This window comes from Pseudomonas sp. ASL8 (genome assembly GCF_056680355.1).
The window spans coordinates 4,004,638-4,019,501 of sequence record NZ_CM155278.1; the positions used below are offsets into that span (position 1 = coordinate 4,004,638).

Below are 14,864 nucleotides of genomic sequence, written 5' to 3' on the forward strand. Positions count from 1 at the left end.
GGGCTCATAACGTGTCAAAGAGGACTGGGTTTGCAGCCTGTTGGATAAAATCACGCATCCAGATCACTGCGGGATCAAAATGATTACGTGGATGCCAAGCCAATTGCAGGGTGAAGCAGGGGGCCGCGAAAGGCAGTTCGTAGAGCTCTAAATCATCCCCAAATTGAATAAAATGTCCGGCTGGCAATGTGCAGACGTAGTCACTGTTGCGCAGTAGATGGGGGATCAGCGACAGTTGTGGCAGCGTCATGACCACCCGACGTCGACGCACCAGATTGGCCAGATATTCGTCCATATAGCGTTGTGGGCTGCCTGAAGCGCTGGAAATCAATAAGTGTTCGAGATTGCAATAGGTATCCAAATCCAAGGCAGCCGTACCGCGCGGATGGCCCTTACGCTGAGCCATGACAAACCCCCCCTCATACAGCGTGCGCGCCTTCATGCTGCTGGGTATCATCCGATCTAAATCAATGAGCATATCGACTTCACCGCGTTCAAGTTCAATTGCGATATGGTCAGGCCGTGGTCGCTGGATTTTTATTTGTAGTTTGTGCGGACCGAGCGTTTGTAGAAGCCCCACCAGCTTTATGCCAACGGCCAACATTGCATCTTCACCCATGGCAATGCTGAATTCACGGCTGTCTTTGTAGGGGTCGAAGGTCGGCTGAAAATTGATGACTTTTTCCAGTCCATTGAGTGCTGCGCTCAACGGGAGCGCTAATGTTAATGCCAAGGCGCTAGGGGTCATGCCTCGACCGTTTTCAGCGGCTAATAGCAAGGGATCGCCGAACACCGTCCGCAGTCGCCCCAGTTGTGCTGACATGGCCGGTTGGCTGATACTCAGGCGTTGTGCGGCGCGGGTCACGTTGCGTTCCTGCAGCAATATCTCCAAAGAAACAAGGAGGTTCAAATCGATCTGAGACAAGTCCATATAGATACCTACGTCTATCAGAGAGGCAACTAGCCGCGAGCGGCTACCTGCAGGCTATGAATCAACCTATTTAACCAGATTATATGACCTATATCTGTTATTGATTTGATCTATCGCTATCAGTGAATTAACTTGGCGGCATCAGCTAGGTCGCAACGCCTTGTGCGGCACATCAACGCGATAGACGCGGGGACGCCAAGGTTCGCACCGAGGCGACCATCGTCGCGCCAGACGTCGTGGATTGTAGCCAGACAACAGGACGGAAAACTTCCGGGAGAGCGCTATTGCTCACCTCCTTTTAACCCGGTCGGGAACATTTTAGGAAAGCCCCCTAAACTATTCTCTGCAGAAAAGAACGCGTTTAACACTTTGAGGAGTACCGATATGAGGCACTTGCTAATAGCGGGTGGAATGTTTGTAGTTGCCGCTTCATTCAATATGCAGGCGACTGCCGCTGGGGACTTGTGCGCAGCGAACTTGCAAAGTCTTCACGATCAACAGGTCAGCACCGCCCAAACCCACGCGGTGGTCAAGACGCTGGTAGAGAGAACAATCGCGGACGCAAAGGCTGCTCAGGCCCAGGGTGATAACAAAAAATGTATAAGCATTACCAGGGCGGCGTTGACGAAGCTAAGAAATTATAATAAGTAACACCTTACACGATTATTCGTTTTGCAAGCGCCAATGTGCTGCCTCACACATTAAGCTCCTTATGCCGGTGAGGCCACTGCCTCAGAGGCTCGCTGTCTCCTGTTCAAAATATCCTCCCCTTGGGATTCCAGATGGATCGAGTCGGCTTTTCCGCGGCGCGGTCACCTATGAAACTAGTTATCACTGGGCATAGACATCCGGAAGTCTGTTTTTTTACGGATATTAGTGCGCGCTATTCAAGGCGGAATGTTCGCGACAATCTAACAGCGCATTTAGCGTTGTGCGCTAAACCATTGAACCTAAAACAGTATCAATAGCGAGTGATCGCGCCAGGCGTGCTATCACCTTTAAGTCGATAACTAAATGCTTAGCAAGCTAATCAACTGTCGTGCTAATGAGTTTTCCAATTAATCTTTCTAACCACCTTTCGCCACGAGGAGAGCTGATACATGAGCCCCAGAGTGTTTGTTAGCAGTTGCTTTTTTATGGGGTGCGTCAGTTGTGCCGCTCATGCCGATGAAGAGATGTTTTCTGCTTCTTCCCGATGGATGACCGGCGACTGGGGCGGGCTTCGTACAGAGCTACTCGATAAAGGCTACGACTTCCAACTCAGTTATCAGTCAGAAAGCGCTGCCAACCTCAGTGGCGGTTATGATCACGATCATACGGCACGCTACACCGACCAGTTCAATATTGGCGGAGCCCTTGACCTGCAAAAGATCCTGGGGTTGCCCGCCGCGAATCTGCAACTGCAGATCACTGAGCGCAGTGGTCGGGACCTGACCAATGATCGGCTGGCGGACCCGCGTACGGGGACGATTGGCTCCTCCGTGCAAGAAAACTATGGGCGCGGCCAGACGTGGCGGATCACGGTCCTGGCCTATCAGCAGAAGTTTTTCGATGACGTGCTCGACATCAAAGCGGGTCGGTTGCCAATAGGCAGTGATTTTGACTCGACCGGCTGCGTGTTCCAGAACAACTCGATGTGTGGCGGGCTGGTCGGTCACGCGTCTACCGTGTGGTTCAACTCGCCAGTCGGGCAGTGGGGCGGTCGGATCAAAGTCAACATGACGCCGCAGGTCTATGCCCAGGTCGGCGCGTACGAGTACAACCCGACGCTGCTGGATAGCAACAATGGCTTTAAGTTGAACACCTCGGGTCAGGAAGGTATGACCTATGTCGGGGAACTGGGCTGGACACCTTCGCTGGGCGCTGAAGGGATGGCAGGCAAGTACATGTTTGGCGGGTATTGGAACTCTGCCGACGCTAACGACGTGCTCAAAGATAACAACGGTGTCGACAAGCAACTCTCCGGTAATCCTGCCGATGTACATGATGGCCGTTACGGTTGGTACGCCTACGCGCGGCAACAAGTCACTACAGTCGACGGTGATGCCAAACGTGGCTTAAGTCTGTTCGCGCATTACTCAGGGTACGACAAGGACAGCAGCACGCTGGACTGGCAGGCCCAGGTTGGGGCTATTTATGCGGGTCCATTTGATGCTCGCCCTCAGGACTCTCTGGCCATCGGCTTCAGTGAGCTGCATGTCAATCCGGCACTGACAAAGAACCAACGCCTACATGATCAGGTCAACAATCTCGTTGACTATGCTAACCCTGCCTATCAGCCAATCCAGCACGCGGAATACGCGGCTGAAATTCACTACGACTTCAAACTGACAAACTGGCTAATGGTACGACCTAACCTGCAATACCTGGCCAATCCAGGAGGTGTGTACGAGGTAGACAATGCTTTCGTCGCCGGTTTGACCGTCAACACCGTTTTCTAAAAGGCCACAAGCCCAACCGAATTGTGGGGGCTTTCGACCCTTCAATGACCTGTTATCGCAGGAAAAGACATGAATAACCTGAACACGATAAAGAGCTCCAATGCGATGAAGCCCACCCGGCGGACCCTGCTCAAGAGCCTGGTGACTGCTTACACCGCGTCATTGATTCCCTGGGCGCTGGCCGAACCTGTAGACAGCGCGGACCAAGGTGCGTTTGTCGCCATGTCGGCGATTATCGCCGGGCGCCAGACCCTCGACAGTGAGCTGGCGAAAAACCTGTACCGGGCGCTGCTTGCCGATGATCCGAACTTCGCCAGTGGCGTCAAAGACCTGCTGGCACTGGTCAACGAACGCAAGATCGACCCCCTTCAGCTGCAAAAGATGCTTGATGACGAACAGTCGCCATTAGCAGTTGTTCCGCGAAAAATCGCCACTGCCTGGTTCATGGGCGTCGTGGGCAGTGGTGAGCATGCGCGCTGTCTTGCTTACGAAAATGCCCTTAACGCCGTGATTGTCGCTGATGTGCTCAAGCCGCCGACCTATGCCTATGGTCCTTATGGCAGCTGGGCAAAAAAACCAAATGAAGAGGTGCCAAATGTCTGACCAGCTATCGGCTGATATTGTCGTTATCGGTTCGGGGATCTGCGGATCGCTGGCGGCGTTGAAATTGGTGAAGCAGGGCGTATCTGTTCTGATTCTCGAAGCTGGCGGGCCGATTGAACGCGGCCGGATAGTTGCGGCGTTCCGCAATTCCACGCGCAAAAGCGATTGGATGTCACCTTATACCTGCTCGGAATGGGCGCCACATCCAGTCTACAAGCCTGTCGATAACGGCTACCTGGTGCAGGCCGGACCCTATCCGTATCCGGCGGAATACATTCGTGGTATCGGTGGCACGACGTGGCACTGGGCGGCTCAGGCCTGGCGCGTGGTACCGGGCGATATGCGCATCCACAGCCTGTATGGCGTGGGCGTCGACTGGCCGCTGACGTATGAGGAACTCGACCCTTTCTATCAGGAAGCGGAAGAGATCTGGGGCGTCTCGGGTGCGGAAAATACCGGCTCGCCGCGCAGCAAGCCGTTTCCGATGGAACCCGTCACCGAGCCCTACGCCATGCGTCGCATTCGTGAGCGGCTTGCTCCGACCTACGCGGTGGTGGGTAATACAACCGCACGCAACAGTCGCAGTTACGACGGCCGACCTGCCTGTTGTGGCAACAACAGTTGCCAGCCGATTTGCCCGATTGACGCGCAATACCATGGCGGCATCGCGATTCAATCAGCGGTGGATGCAGGCGTCAAAATGCAGATCAATGCGGTGGTTTACCGTATCGAGCATGACGACAGAGGCAAGATCGTAGCGGTCCATTATTTCGACCCGGATAAAAAGTCCCATCGAGTCACCGGTAAGACCTTTATTCTCGCCGCCAACGGTATCGAGAGTCCCAAGCTGTTGCTGCTGTCTGCCAGCGATAAATACCCCAATGGCCTCGCCAACAGTTCCGGCATGGTCGGCCGCAACCTGATGGATCACCCAAGCACCTCGGTCACCTTTGACGCCGATGAGGAGTTGTGGCTGGGCCGTGGGCCACAGAGTCCCAGCTCGATCAACACCATGCGCGACGGTGCCTTTCGCAAAGAACACGCACCTTACCGCCTGGACTTCACCAATATTTCGCGAGTCAACAGCGCTACCGATTCGTTGATCGCCAACGGCGTTTATGGTCCGGAGTTCGAGAAGCAACTGCGTCACCGCGCCGCGTTCGAAATGAGCCTCAAGGACGTTCTAGAGGTGTTGCCAAACCCGGAAAACCGCATCACCCTCAGCTCGCAGAAAGATGCGTTGGGCATTCCAAAACCGCAGGCGCATTACGCCATCGACGACTATACCCGGCGTGGCGCACAGGCCTCGCACAAGGATTTTGCGCGCATCGTCGAACTCATGGGCGGTACCAATGTGCGCTACAGCGCAGAGGGTAATTTCGCCAATAACCAGCACATCACCGGCACCATGCGCATGGGGGATGACCCCAAAACTTCGGTGTGTGACAGCTTCGGTCGAACCCACGATCATGAAAACCTGTTCATCTGCAGCACCGGTGTGATGCCTACCGCGGCAACCATGAACTCGACATTGACGGGCGTGGCCCTGGCGCTACGTACCGCGCATCACATACTGCCCGATCGCATCATTGCTCGCGTATCGCCCTTCGGCTCATCGATCGAACACGTGCGAGGCTGACCTTCAATGAACTGGAAAAAACACCTCATCGGCCATCTGGTTATCCTGGCCACCAGTATCGTCACGCTGCACGCCAACGCTTCGACTCCTGACAACGAATTGATCCAGCGCGGTAAATACCTTTCTACTGCCGGCGATTGTGTGGCCTGCCACAGCGTGCCCGGAGGCAAGCCCTTTGCTGGTGGGCTGGCATTGCCAACACCGATTGGCGAGATCATCGCCACCAACATCACCCCCTCGAAAACGGTCGGTATCGGCAATTACACCCTGGAACAATTCAGTGACGCGTTGCGCAAAGGCATCCGCGCTGATGGCAAGCATCTGTATCCCGCCATGCCGTATACCTCATACGCCAAGGTCAGTGATGACGACGTGAAGGCGATGTACGCCTACTTCATGAACGATGTCGCCGCCGTGGAGACTGCACCGAAGCCGACCCAGCTACCCTTTCCGTTCAACATTCGCTTATCGATGGCCGGCTGGAATCTGCTGTTCCTCGATAGTCAGCCCTACAAGGCCGACCCTGCGCAAAGCACTGAATGGAATCGGGGCGCCTACTTGACTCAAGGCCTGACCCACTGCAGCGCCTGCCATTCGCCACGCAACCTGATGATGGCCGAGGTGGCCTCGAAGGAACTGGCGGGTGGTGACGTCGGGACGTGGCACGCGCCCAATATCACATCAGACCTCAACAGCGGGGTTGGCGGTTGGGATACCGAGGAGTTGATCAAATACCTGAAGACGGGCGAGAGTCTGGGTAAGGGCCAAGCGGCCGGGCCGATGGCTGAAGCGGTCGACCATAGCCTGCAGTACCTCACCGACGCTGATCTGAAAGCTATCGCGGTTTACATCAAAAGCGTTCCTGCGCAGCGTGAAGCTGCGGACAGTAAGCCGGTTTATGCCCTGGGTCAGAAAACCGATGAACTGAGCAGCCTGCGTGGCGTTGCATTGCCTGCCGATCCGAACAAGATGACCGGTGCGCAAATCTACGATGGCTACTGCGGTACTTGCCACCAGGCTCAGGGCCAAGGCAGTTTCGACGGAGGCTTGCCTTCGTTGTCGCACAACACGGCGGTCGGTCGGAGCAACACCCATAACCTGGTGATGGTCATCCTCGAAGGGATTCATCGTAAAAGCGATGGCTCGGATGTGAGGATGCCCGGTTTCGCCAGGGAATTGACTGACCATCAGATCGCGACGCTGGCCAATTACCTGACCCAACACTACGGCAATCCCGGCGCCAAGGTCAGCGTGGATCAAGTCGAACAGCAACGTGCTGGCGGGGCGAAATCCCATCTGGCGGCCTTGGCTCAGGGGGCCATTGTTGTGGGTGTTATTGTCCTTCTCGTGCTGGTTTTCTGGCTGATCCGTCGTCGGCGCCGTGCTTAATAAGATGGCTTGAGCCTTTGCACATCACCTGTGCGTTATCTCCGGCAACATGAGTGCGGGATGCCGAACAGCACGTTCGTCATCTCCGCCTGATCATGAGCCTTGCGCAACCGCTCCCGGCTATTTGTAAGGTGCAATCTCATTGCGGCCCGTGCTGCATCAGCATCCCGACATGCGATCGCCTCATAAATGTCCTCATGTTCGCGAATCAGTCGTGCCTGGTATTGCTCTGGATCGCTGTGAGCCAGCAGCGCCGAGTTAAGGCGCGTTCTCGGCAGAATACCGGGCCCGAAGTGAGACATGATGTCGGTGAAGTAACGATTACGGGTCGCCAATGCGATCTGGTAGTGAAACCGGAAGTCCGACGCCACAACGTTGCTTGAGTGAAGAGCTTGATTGAACTCATCCAGCGCTTTACGCATCAAGGCGACATCCTCGGCGCTGCAACGACTGGCAGCGAGCCCTGCGGCTTCCACCTCCAGGCTGGTTCTAAACTCTAGAATGTCGATCACCTCCCGCAATGTGGCGATGGTTGCCGGATCAATGTGCAAGCCGTGGGTGTTGAGATTATCCAGCACAAAGGTGCCCACCCCATGTAGGGTTTCCACCAAGCCAGACGCCTGCAATCTGGAGATCGCCTCACGTACCACCGTTCGGCTCACGTTATGTGCGCTCATGATTTCCGATTCGGTCGGCAGCTTCTCGCCGCACTTGATCACCTCTTCGGTGATTTGTCGGGAAAGCTCCACAACCAATGTTTTGGTAAAGCTCTGGCGCTTGCGGCGGGGGGGAGGTGGTTCGATGTTGTCGATCATTCGGGGCAGGGCTTCGGCTGGTTGCGACGCTCCATTATAGGCAGCTGACGCACCTTGATCAGGCAGGAGAATCCATCTCGATTTGGATAAAGCAGTTATCCATTTTTGATTGCGAAGAGCTTTTCGGCCTTCTTGTGCTGCGGGGTTGCTGCGTTCTCAGAAGGCCATCCAAGCGTCTTGTTTTATAGATATCTGTATTAGGCCGGCTTGCGTAGCTCGCCTCCGGTGCAGTTCATAAACTCCGGCTCAACGAGATCCGGAGGTTTCTATGGACGTTGCACATTCCCTAAACACTGAAAAGCTTGAAGTCTCGACGCCCTTTATCAGGGACACGGACATCGCTGAACTGGCTAAGTGGCCGAAGGTTATAGCGGCCCTCACTGAGGCCTACGCCAAGCCCATTAAGGACGCCATGGTCCCGCCGCGCATCATGGCCCGCGGTGAGGGCTTCTGGTTGCGCAGCCTGTGTGCGGTTTCACCGTCGGGCGAGTACATGGGGTGCAAGCTGATTGCCGCCTCACCAAAAATTCGTCGCGCCAGCTACCTCATTTCTCTGTTTGATCAGCGGACCATGGAGCTGGCCGCGCTGGTAGACGGCAACCGTATCACCGACCTGCGCACTGCCGCGACTGCGGTGGTGGCTGCTAATGCAGTGATTCCCGAGGGCGCCCTGCGTGTGGGCGTGATTGGCTCCGGTTCTGTCGCCAAGGGCATGCTGACTGCGCTGTTGTCGGTGCGCGAAGTGTCCCTGGCTCGCGTATTCAGCCCGACCCCTGCGAGTCGAACCAAGTTCGCCGCTTCCTTTGACGAATCCCACGGCCTGCAGTTGGAGGTCGTCGATAGCGCGCAGGCGGCAATCGACGGTGTCGATGTCGTGATCTGCGCCGCACGCAGTCGTGACGAGTCGCCGGTGCTGCTGGGTGAATGGCTGCAGCCAGGCATGGTGGTGCTGTCGGTTGGCTCCACGCTGCCGGAACAGCGCGAAGTTGACTCGGCCGCCATGGCCCGTGCCGACCTGATCATCGCCGACATGCCCGAAGAAGTGCTGCACGAGACGGGTGATTCCCTTGTCGCGACCCGTGACGGCGTGGATGTGGCGAGCAAGACCGTCAGTCTCGCCGCGGTGGTGTCCGGCCAGGTACCCGCACGTCGTTCAGCCAGCGACATCGTCATCTACAAGTCGGTCGGCAGCGCCCTGCAGGACGTCGTGACTGCCGAGATGTTGCTGCGCGAGGCGCTCTCCAGCAATCGGTACCAACTCATCCCTGCGGGCATCGTGACGATTGACCGCTGATTCACCCTATCCAAGGAGAACAACAATAATGGCCAACTACAAACGCAAAGACGCCCGTGCCTGGGCCAATGAAATGCTGGTGGGCTGCTCTGGGGTGACCATTCCCAGCTACAGCACTGACCTCAAGCACCTCAACGAACAGGGTATCCGTCACGACATTCAGAAAGTCGCGGACCTTGGCTTCACCTACACATTGCTGTGTACCGAAGTCGCCATCACCCCGCAGGAGAACGCGCAGTTCACTGCCTGGGCCAAAGAGACTACAGGCGACAAGCTGGGCCTGTTCTTTCACGCCGGCTTTGGCACCCTGGCCGAGAATATCGAGGCGCTGAAACTGGCTGAGAAGGCGGGTGCCGACATCGTGCTGCTGTCTTATCCGTCGAACTTCTGGCCGACCAGCGAGCAGGAAATTTACGACTACACCAAGAGCGTGTGCGACGCCACCGACTTGGCTGTGATGCTGTTTCCTATCCCATTGTGGGGCTTCGAGCGGGTGCATCCGCAAGGCATGTCCCCCGAGTTGATCCGTCGTCTTCTCGATGACTGTCCGAACATCGTGGCGATCAAAGCTGAACAGGGCTTCCCGCATGTGGCTGGTCTGATCGAGACCTATCACCGCTTTGGTGAGGAAGTGATCATCAGCTGTCCGATCGAAAGCGACGTGATTCCGTTGATGAAGTTCATGGACCTGCAGTTTTCCGGCACCAGTTACACCCAGTGGATGGGCAACCATTTTCCGAAGATGTTTGACCTCGCCCGTAATGGCAAGTGGGAAGAGGCCATGCAACTGCACTGGCAGATTCAGCCGGCGCGCGGCGCGGTGGGCGCGGCTACCGGTGCCTATATGGCGGGTTCCAACTACATCAACCGTGCGCACTGGAAATACATGGACTGGCTGGCCGGTTTCAATGGTGGTCCGCTGCGCGCTCCGGGTGGGCGTATCCCGGATCGCCTGATGAAGGTCCTGCGTCAGGGGCTGGTAGCGTCGAAGCTCGAGTGCACCTCGGACGACGACAGCCAGTACCTGATCGGCCGATTCCCCTGCTGAGGACCTGTCGATGAGCATTGAATTGTTGAAAGACCCTTCGTTGTGGCGACAGGGCGCCTTCATCAACGGCGAATGGGTCGAGCAGACCCCTCACGGCAAGTACGCCGTCCGCAACCCGGCGAATGGTGAGGTGCTGGTTGAGTTGCCGGTGTGCAAGGAGGCAGAAGCCGAATTCGCCATCGAGTCGGCCCACGAAGCCTTCACGCGCTGGAGCAAGGTCCCCGCCAAACAGCGTGCCGACATTATCAATCGCTGGTACCAACTGGTGGTCGAACACAAGGACGATCTGGCCACGTTGATCACCCTGGAAGAAGGCAAGCCGCTGTCCGAGGCGCGGGGTGAAATCGACTATGCAGCGTCCTTTTTGCAGTGGTTCGCCGAGGAAGCAAAACGGGTGCGCGGTGACGTGATCCCGGCACCGAAGGAAACCCAGCGCATCATCGCGCTGAAACAGCCGATTGGCGTGTGCGCGGCGATCACTCCGTGGAACTTCCCCGCGGCGATGATCACCCGCAAGGCTGGTCCGGCGCTGGCCGCTGGTTGCTCCATGGTGGTCAAACCCGCCAGCCAGACGCCGCTGACTGCCCTGGCGCTGGCCGAGTTGGCGCGCCGTGCCGGCATACCCGCTGGCGTATTCAGTGTGCTGACCGGCAACGCTACGCGGTCGGTGGGCAACGTTCTCACCGGTCACCGGTTGGTGCGCAAGATCACCTTTACCGGTTCCACCGAGGTGGGCCGCGTGCTGCTCGCGCAGTCCGCCGAAACCATCAAGAAATGCTCGATGGAGCTTGGGGGGAATGCGCCGCTGATCGTGTTCGAGGATGCTGATCTGGACCTCGCGGTGGAGGGGATTCTCAATGCCAAATTCCGCAATACCGGCCAGTCCTGTATCGCCGCTAACCGGGTGTTGATCCAGGAGGGCATCTATGACCAGCTTGCTGATCGTCTGGCCCGCCGCGCCGCGGAACTGAAAGTGGGTAATGGCCTGGAGGCGGGCGTGCAGATCGGTCCGATGATCGATGCCGCTGCGGTGAAGAAGGTCGAGGAGCATCTGCACAATGCCGTGGCCGGTGGTGCCAGGGTGCTCGCAGGCGGCAAGCGTCACGCGCTGGGCGGTGCCTTCTTCGAGCCGACCGTGGTCTCGGAGGTGACGCTGAGCATGACCATTGCCCGTGATGAGACATTCGGTCCGGTCATGCCGCTGTTGCGTTTTGGCACGGACGCCGAAGCCATCGCCATCGCCAACGACACCGACTTTGGCCTGGCCGCCTACCTGTTCAGCCGTGACGCGGCGCGTATCTGGCGCACTGCCGAAGCATTGGAAGTGGGAATGGTCGGGATCAACACCGGACTGATTTCCAGCGAGGTAGCGCCGTTCGGCGGCATCAAACAGAGCGGGCTTGGTCGCGAGGGCTCGCACTACGGGATCGAAGAATTTCTCGAGATCAAGTACCTGTGCTGGGACGGCGTGACGCCGATGTAGCACACAGCAACACGTGACCCGCGGCATGACGATGCAGCGGGTCGTTTCACCGCAATGTGGCCCCCAAAACAATCATAAAAGCAGGTAGTGCCATGACATATCGTCAGAAGAAGTGTGTTCGTTTACCGGTCGCCCTGGGAATCGTCCTTACGGTCGGTGCCTTGTCACCCACGCAGAGTTGGGCGAGTTTTAGTTGGGAGTCAGATGATGGTCTGAAGGTCGACTGGAATAACTCGCTGCGCTACTCCGCCATGTTCCGCGTCGACAAGCGCGATAGCGGGTTGTTGTCGAATCCAAACCAGGATGACGGTGACAGGAATTTCAGTACAGGACTGGTTTCCAATCGCGGTGAACTGTTCAGCGAACTGGACGTCGTCCACTCCAGCGGTTTCGGTGCGCGGATCAGTGCCGATGGCTGGTACGACTCTGTCTACAACCGTGACAACGACAACCCTGGCTTTGCCGGTGGCGCCTACCCTAACCAGCTTTCCGTCGGCCAGGACTCATTTACGCACTCGACACGGGACCAGCAAGGTCGCAACGCCGAGCTGCGCGATGCCTTCGTATTCGGGCGCCTGCAACTGGGTGGCACCGAGCTGACCGGCCGCCTTGGTCAGCACTCGCTGGTCTGGGGCGAAAGCCTGTTCTTCGCTAACAACGCGGTGGCCGGTGCGCAGAGCCCGTTCGATACGACCCGCTTGCTCGATGACCCGACGGCGGAGGCCAAGGAGTTCGTGCTTCCGGTGCCGCAGGTGTCGGCACAGTGGCAACTGAACGACTCCCTGTCGATCGGTGCTTATTATCAATTCCGTTACGTGCATAACCGCATCCCTGCTTCGGGGAGTTATTTCTCGGTGTCCGATATCGTTGGTGCCGGCGCCGAGCGGCTGGTGCTTGATCCGACTACCGGGTTGTCGGCCGTCAAGGAGTCAGACCGCGATGCCAAGGACTCCGGGCAGTTTGGTGTGCAGGTGCGCTGGCAGGTCGGCGAGTTCGACCTGGGATTCTATGCGCTGCAATTTCATGACAAGGACTTCCAGCAGGTCACGAGCCTTGGGCAGCCGTTCGGCGCCTTCGGGCCAGTCCTGCCGACCGGCTATTACCTGGCCTACCACGAGGACACCCAGCTATACGGCTTTAGTGCCAGCCGCAGCTTTGGCGACTTGAACCTGGCGATGGAAGCCTCGATACGCAAGGGCCAGTCGCTGGCTACCACGCATGCTGTCGACACCTCCGCGTTGGGTGGCCCCGTGCCGGACAACCGCGATCATCCCGCCTATGCGGTGGGCAATACCGGCCATGTCAACCTCTCGACCATCTGGACGGTGCCACGAACGGCACTGTGGAACGAGGCGAGCCTGGCGGCCGAAGTGGCATGGACCCGTCTGCTCAGTTGCACGCAGAACTGCGACGCCACCGTCGCCGGCGTTGCGGCCCTGGACCCCAATATCACACGCGACGCCTGGTCGATGCGTGCGGTGTTCAAACCGATGTACCGCCAGGCAATGCTCGGCTGGGACATCAGCTTGCCGATGGGCGTCGGTTTTACGCCCAAGGGCTCGCGTAACCCGCTCGGCCCGGCGGCCGTACCGCCAGAGAACGGTGGTGATGTCACCCTCGGCGTCAATGGTTTGTACATGAACGCCTGGAACCTCAATTTGGCCTACACGCGCTTCTTCGGGCCATCCGGCAATTTTCTGGATGACACCAATTCCTACAGCTACAAGCAGGCCCGTGCCGACCGGGACTTTGTCGCCTTCACCGTCCGCCGCAGCTTTTGATCAGTCCGTTTAAAAACAAGAATGAGGAGAAGTCATGAATAAGGTTCTTACCTTCGGGACAGTGCTGGCGCTGCTGGCCTGCGCCAGCGCCTTGCCCGTCCATGCGGCGGTTCCAGCCGACCAGGCCCAGCGTTTGAAAGGGGGAGACTTGACCCCCGTGGGCGCCGAGAAGGCCGGTAACGCCGACGGTTCCATTCCTGCCTGGACCGGTGGGCTTACCAAACCGACACCTGGCGACGTTCCGGGTGGACGACGCGGCGATCCGTTCAAGGATGAAAAGCCGCAGTTCTCGATCACCGCGCAGAACATGGCGCAGTACGTCGGCAACCTCAGCGACGGGGTGCAGGCGATGCTAAAAAAGTACCCGGGTTTCCGTCTGGACGTTTACCCGACCCGACGCACTGCGGCTGCTCCGCAATGGGTATATGACAATACCTTCGTCAATGCGACCCGAGGCTCGCTGGATAAGGGCGTGCCCAAAGGCGTCTACGGCGGGATTCCATACCCGATACCCCATAGCGCTGAAGAAATAATGTGGAACCACGTGCTGCGTTGGCGCGGCGCCCGTTTCCAGCATTTCAACAACTGGTATCAAATTGTCGCCGATGGCCGCGCCGTGTTGGTCACCGATGCCGAGATCAACGAGCAGTTGCCGTACTACGACAAGAACAGCAACCTCGAACAATTCGAGAGCGAAGGCAAGCCGTTCTGGCAGGTGGCGATCCGCAACGTCGGACCACCGTTGCGTGCAGGCGAGGCGCTACTGGCTCACGAGTACCTTGATGCCGACAAGTTACAGACCTGGGTCTATTTGAAAGGCCAGCGCCGGGTGCGCAAGTTGCCCAATGGCTGCTGTGATACTCCAACGCCAGCCGCCGCCGGCGTGATGACCTTCGATGAGATGTACACCTGGACCGGCCGTATGGACCGCTTCGACTGGAAAATGATAGGCAAGAAGGAGCTGTTCATCCCCTACAACGTCAACCGCATGCTACAGCCGACCAAGGACGAGGAGTTGCTTAAAGGCAACCTGCTGAATCCGGATTACGTGCGTTGGGAGAAGCATCGTGTGTGGGTGGTCGAGGCAAACGTGCGTAGCGGCCAGCGCCATCAGGCCGCCAAGAGCCGCTACTACTGCGACGAGGACACCTGGATCTGCGTGCTTGCTGATCGATGGGATGGCAACGGCCAGCTATGGCGAACCTTGTGGTCGCAGGTCATCGTAGTACCCGAATTGCCGGGATCGGCGATCTCCACCTTTGGCTACAACGACCTGCAAACGGACACCGCCTTCGTAGCCCAGCTCAACAACAGCAAGCCCAAGCAATACGTGCTCAAGGAACTCGACAACGACAAGGTGTTCTCGCCGGACGGTCTGGCCGGTAACAGCGTGCGCTGAAACCGCCATGCCTGCACACAACCGAAGGGGCCGAGAGGCCC

At 57.7% G+C, this 14,864-nt stretch carries 11 protein-coding genes; 9 read left to right on the forward strand and 2 right to left on the reverse strand.

Going from position 1 to position 14,864, the window contains the following annotated elements; all coding sequences use genetic code 11:
- Nucleotides 1-4: 4 nt before the first annotated feature.
- Nucleotides 5-931 (reverse strand): LysR family transcriptional regulator, encoded by a 927-nt coding sequence (locus AC1MEA_RS18405; RefSeq protein WP_480417010.1) that lies wholly within the window; start codon nucleotides 929-931, stop codon nucleotides 5-7.
- Nucleotides 932-2,031: 1,100 nt separating this feature from the next.
- Between AC1MEA_RS18405 and AC1MEA_RS18410 the strand changes: the two genes are divergently transcribed.
- The 4 genes from AC1MEA_RS18410 to AC1MEA_RS18425 all read left to right on the forward strand — a co-directional run bounded on the left by AC1MEA_RS18410 (nucleotide 2,032) and on the right by AC1MEA_RS18425 (nucleotide 7,003).
- Nucleotides 2,032-3,372, forward strand: a complete 1,341-nt coding sequence (locus tag AC1MEA_RS18410) for a carbohydrate porin (RefSeq protein ID WP_480417011.1) — start codon at nucleotides 2,032-2,034, stop codon at nucleotides 3,370-3,372.
- Between the two features lie 69 nt (nucleotides 3,373-3,441).
- Complete coding sequence (locus AC1MEA_RS18415; RefSeq protein WP_480417012.1) at nucleotides 3,442-3,975, forward strand: sugar dehydrogenase complex small subunit; 534 nt, start codon at nucleotides 3,442-3,444, stop codon at nucleotides 3,973-3,975.
- Complete coding sequence (locus AC1MEA_RS18420; RefSeq protein ID WP_480417013.1) at nucleotides 3,968-5,614, forward strand: GMC family oxidoreductase; 1,647 nt, start codon at nucleotides 3,968-3,970, stop codon at nucleotides 5,612-5,614. The genes AC1MEA_RS18415 and AC1MEA_RS18420 overlap by 8 nt, the downstream gene beginning before the upstream one ends.
- Before the next feature lie 6 nt (nucleotides 5,615-5,620).
- A complete protein-coding gene (locus AC1MEA_RS18425; protein WP_480417014.1) occupies nucleotides 5,621-7,003 on the forward strand; it encodes a c-type cytochrome in 1,383 nt (460 codons plus the stop codon).
- 35 nt (nucleotides 7,004-7,038) lie between these two features.
- Here the strand turns inward: AC1MEA_RS18425 and AC1MEA_RS18430 are convergent, their stop codons facing one another.
- Nucleotides 7,039-7,818 carry a FadR/GntR family transcriptional regulator gene (locus AC1MEA_RS18430; RefSeq protein WP_480417015.1) on the reverse strand — a complete coding sequence of 260 codons (780 nt, stop codon included), beginning with the start codon at nucleotides 7,816-7,818 and terminating at the stop codon, nucleotides 7,039-7,041.
- A gap of 268 nt (nucleotides 7,819-8,086) precedes the next feature.
- Between AC1MEA_RS18430 and AC1MEA_RS18435 the strand changes: the two genes are divergently transcribed.
- From AC1MEA_RS18435 to AC1MEA_RS18455, 5 genes are all read left to right on the forward strand, one after another.
- On the forward strand, nucleotides 8,087-9,112 hold the full coding sequence (locus tag AC1MEA_RS18435) for an ornithine cyclodeaminase family protein (protein WP_449634172.1): 1,026 nt from the start codon (nucleotides 8,087-8,089) through the stop codon (nucleotides 9,110-9,112).
- 28 nt (nucleotides 9,113-9,140) lie between these two features.
- Entirely contained in the window at nucleotides 9,141-10,160 is a 1,020-nt protein-coding gene (locus tag AC1MEA_RS18440; protein ID WP_219060081.1) for a dihydrodipicolinate synthase family protein, read from the forward strand.
- 10 nt (nucleotides 10,161-10,170) lie between these two features.
- Nucleotides 10,171-11,643: an NAD-dependent succinate-semialdehyde dehydrogenase gene (locus AC1MEA_RS18445; protein WP_480417016.1), complete on the forward strand. Its 1,473-nt coding sequence runs from the start codon at nucleotides 10,171-10,173 to the stop codon at nucleotides 11,641-11,643.
- Between the two features lie 92 nt (nucleotides 11,644-11,735).
- A complete protein-coding gene (locus tag AC1MEA_RS18450) occupies nucleotides 11,736-13,424 on the forward strand; it encodes a DUF1302 domain-containing protein (protein WP_219060079.1) in 1,689 nt (562 codons plus the stop codon).
- Between the two features lie 34 nt (nucleotides 13,425-13,458).
- Nucleotides 13,459-14,823 (forward strand): DUF1329 domain-containing protein, encoded by a 1,365-nt coding sequence (locus AC1MEA_RS18455; protein ID WP_480417017.1) that lies wholly within the window; start codon nucleotides 13,459-13,461, stop codon nucleotides 14,821-14,823.
- The last annotated feature ends 41 nt before the right edge of the window (nucleotides 14,824-14,864 follow it).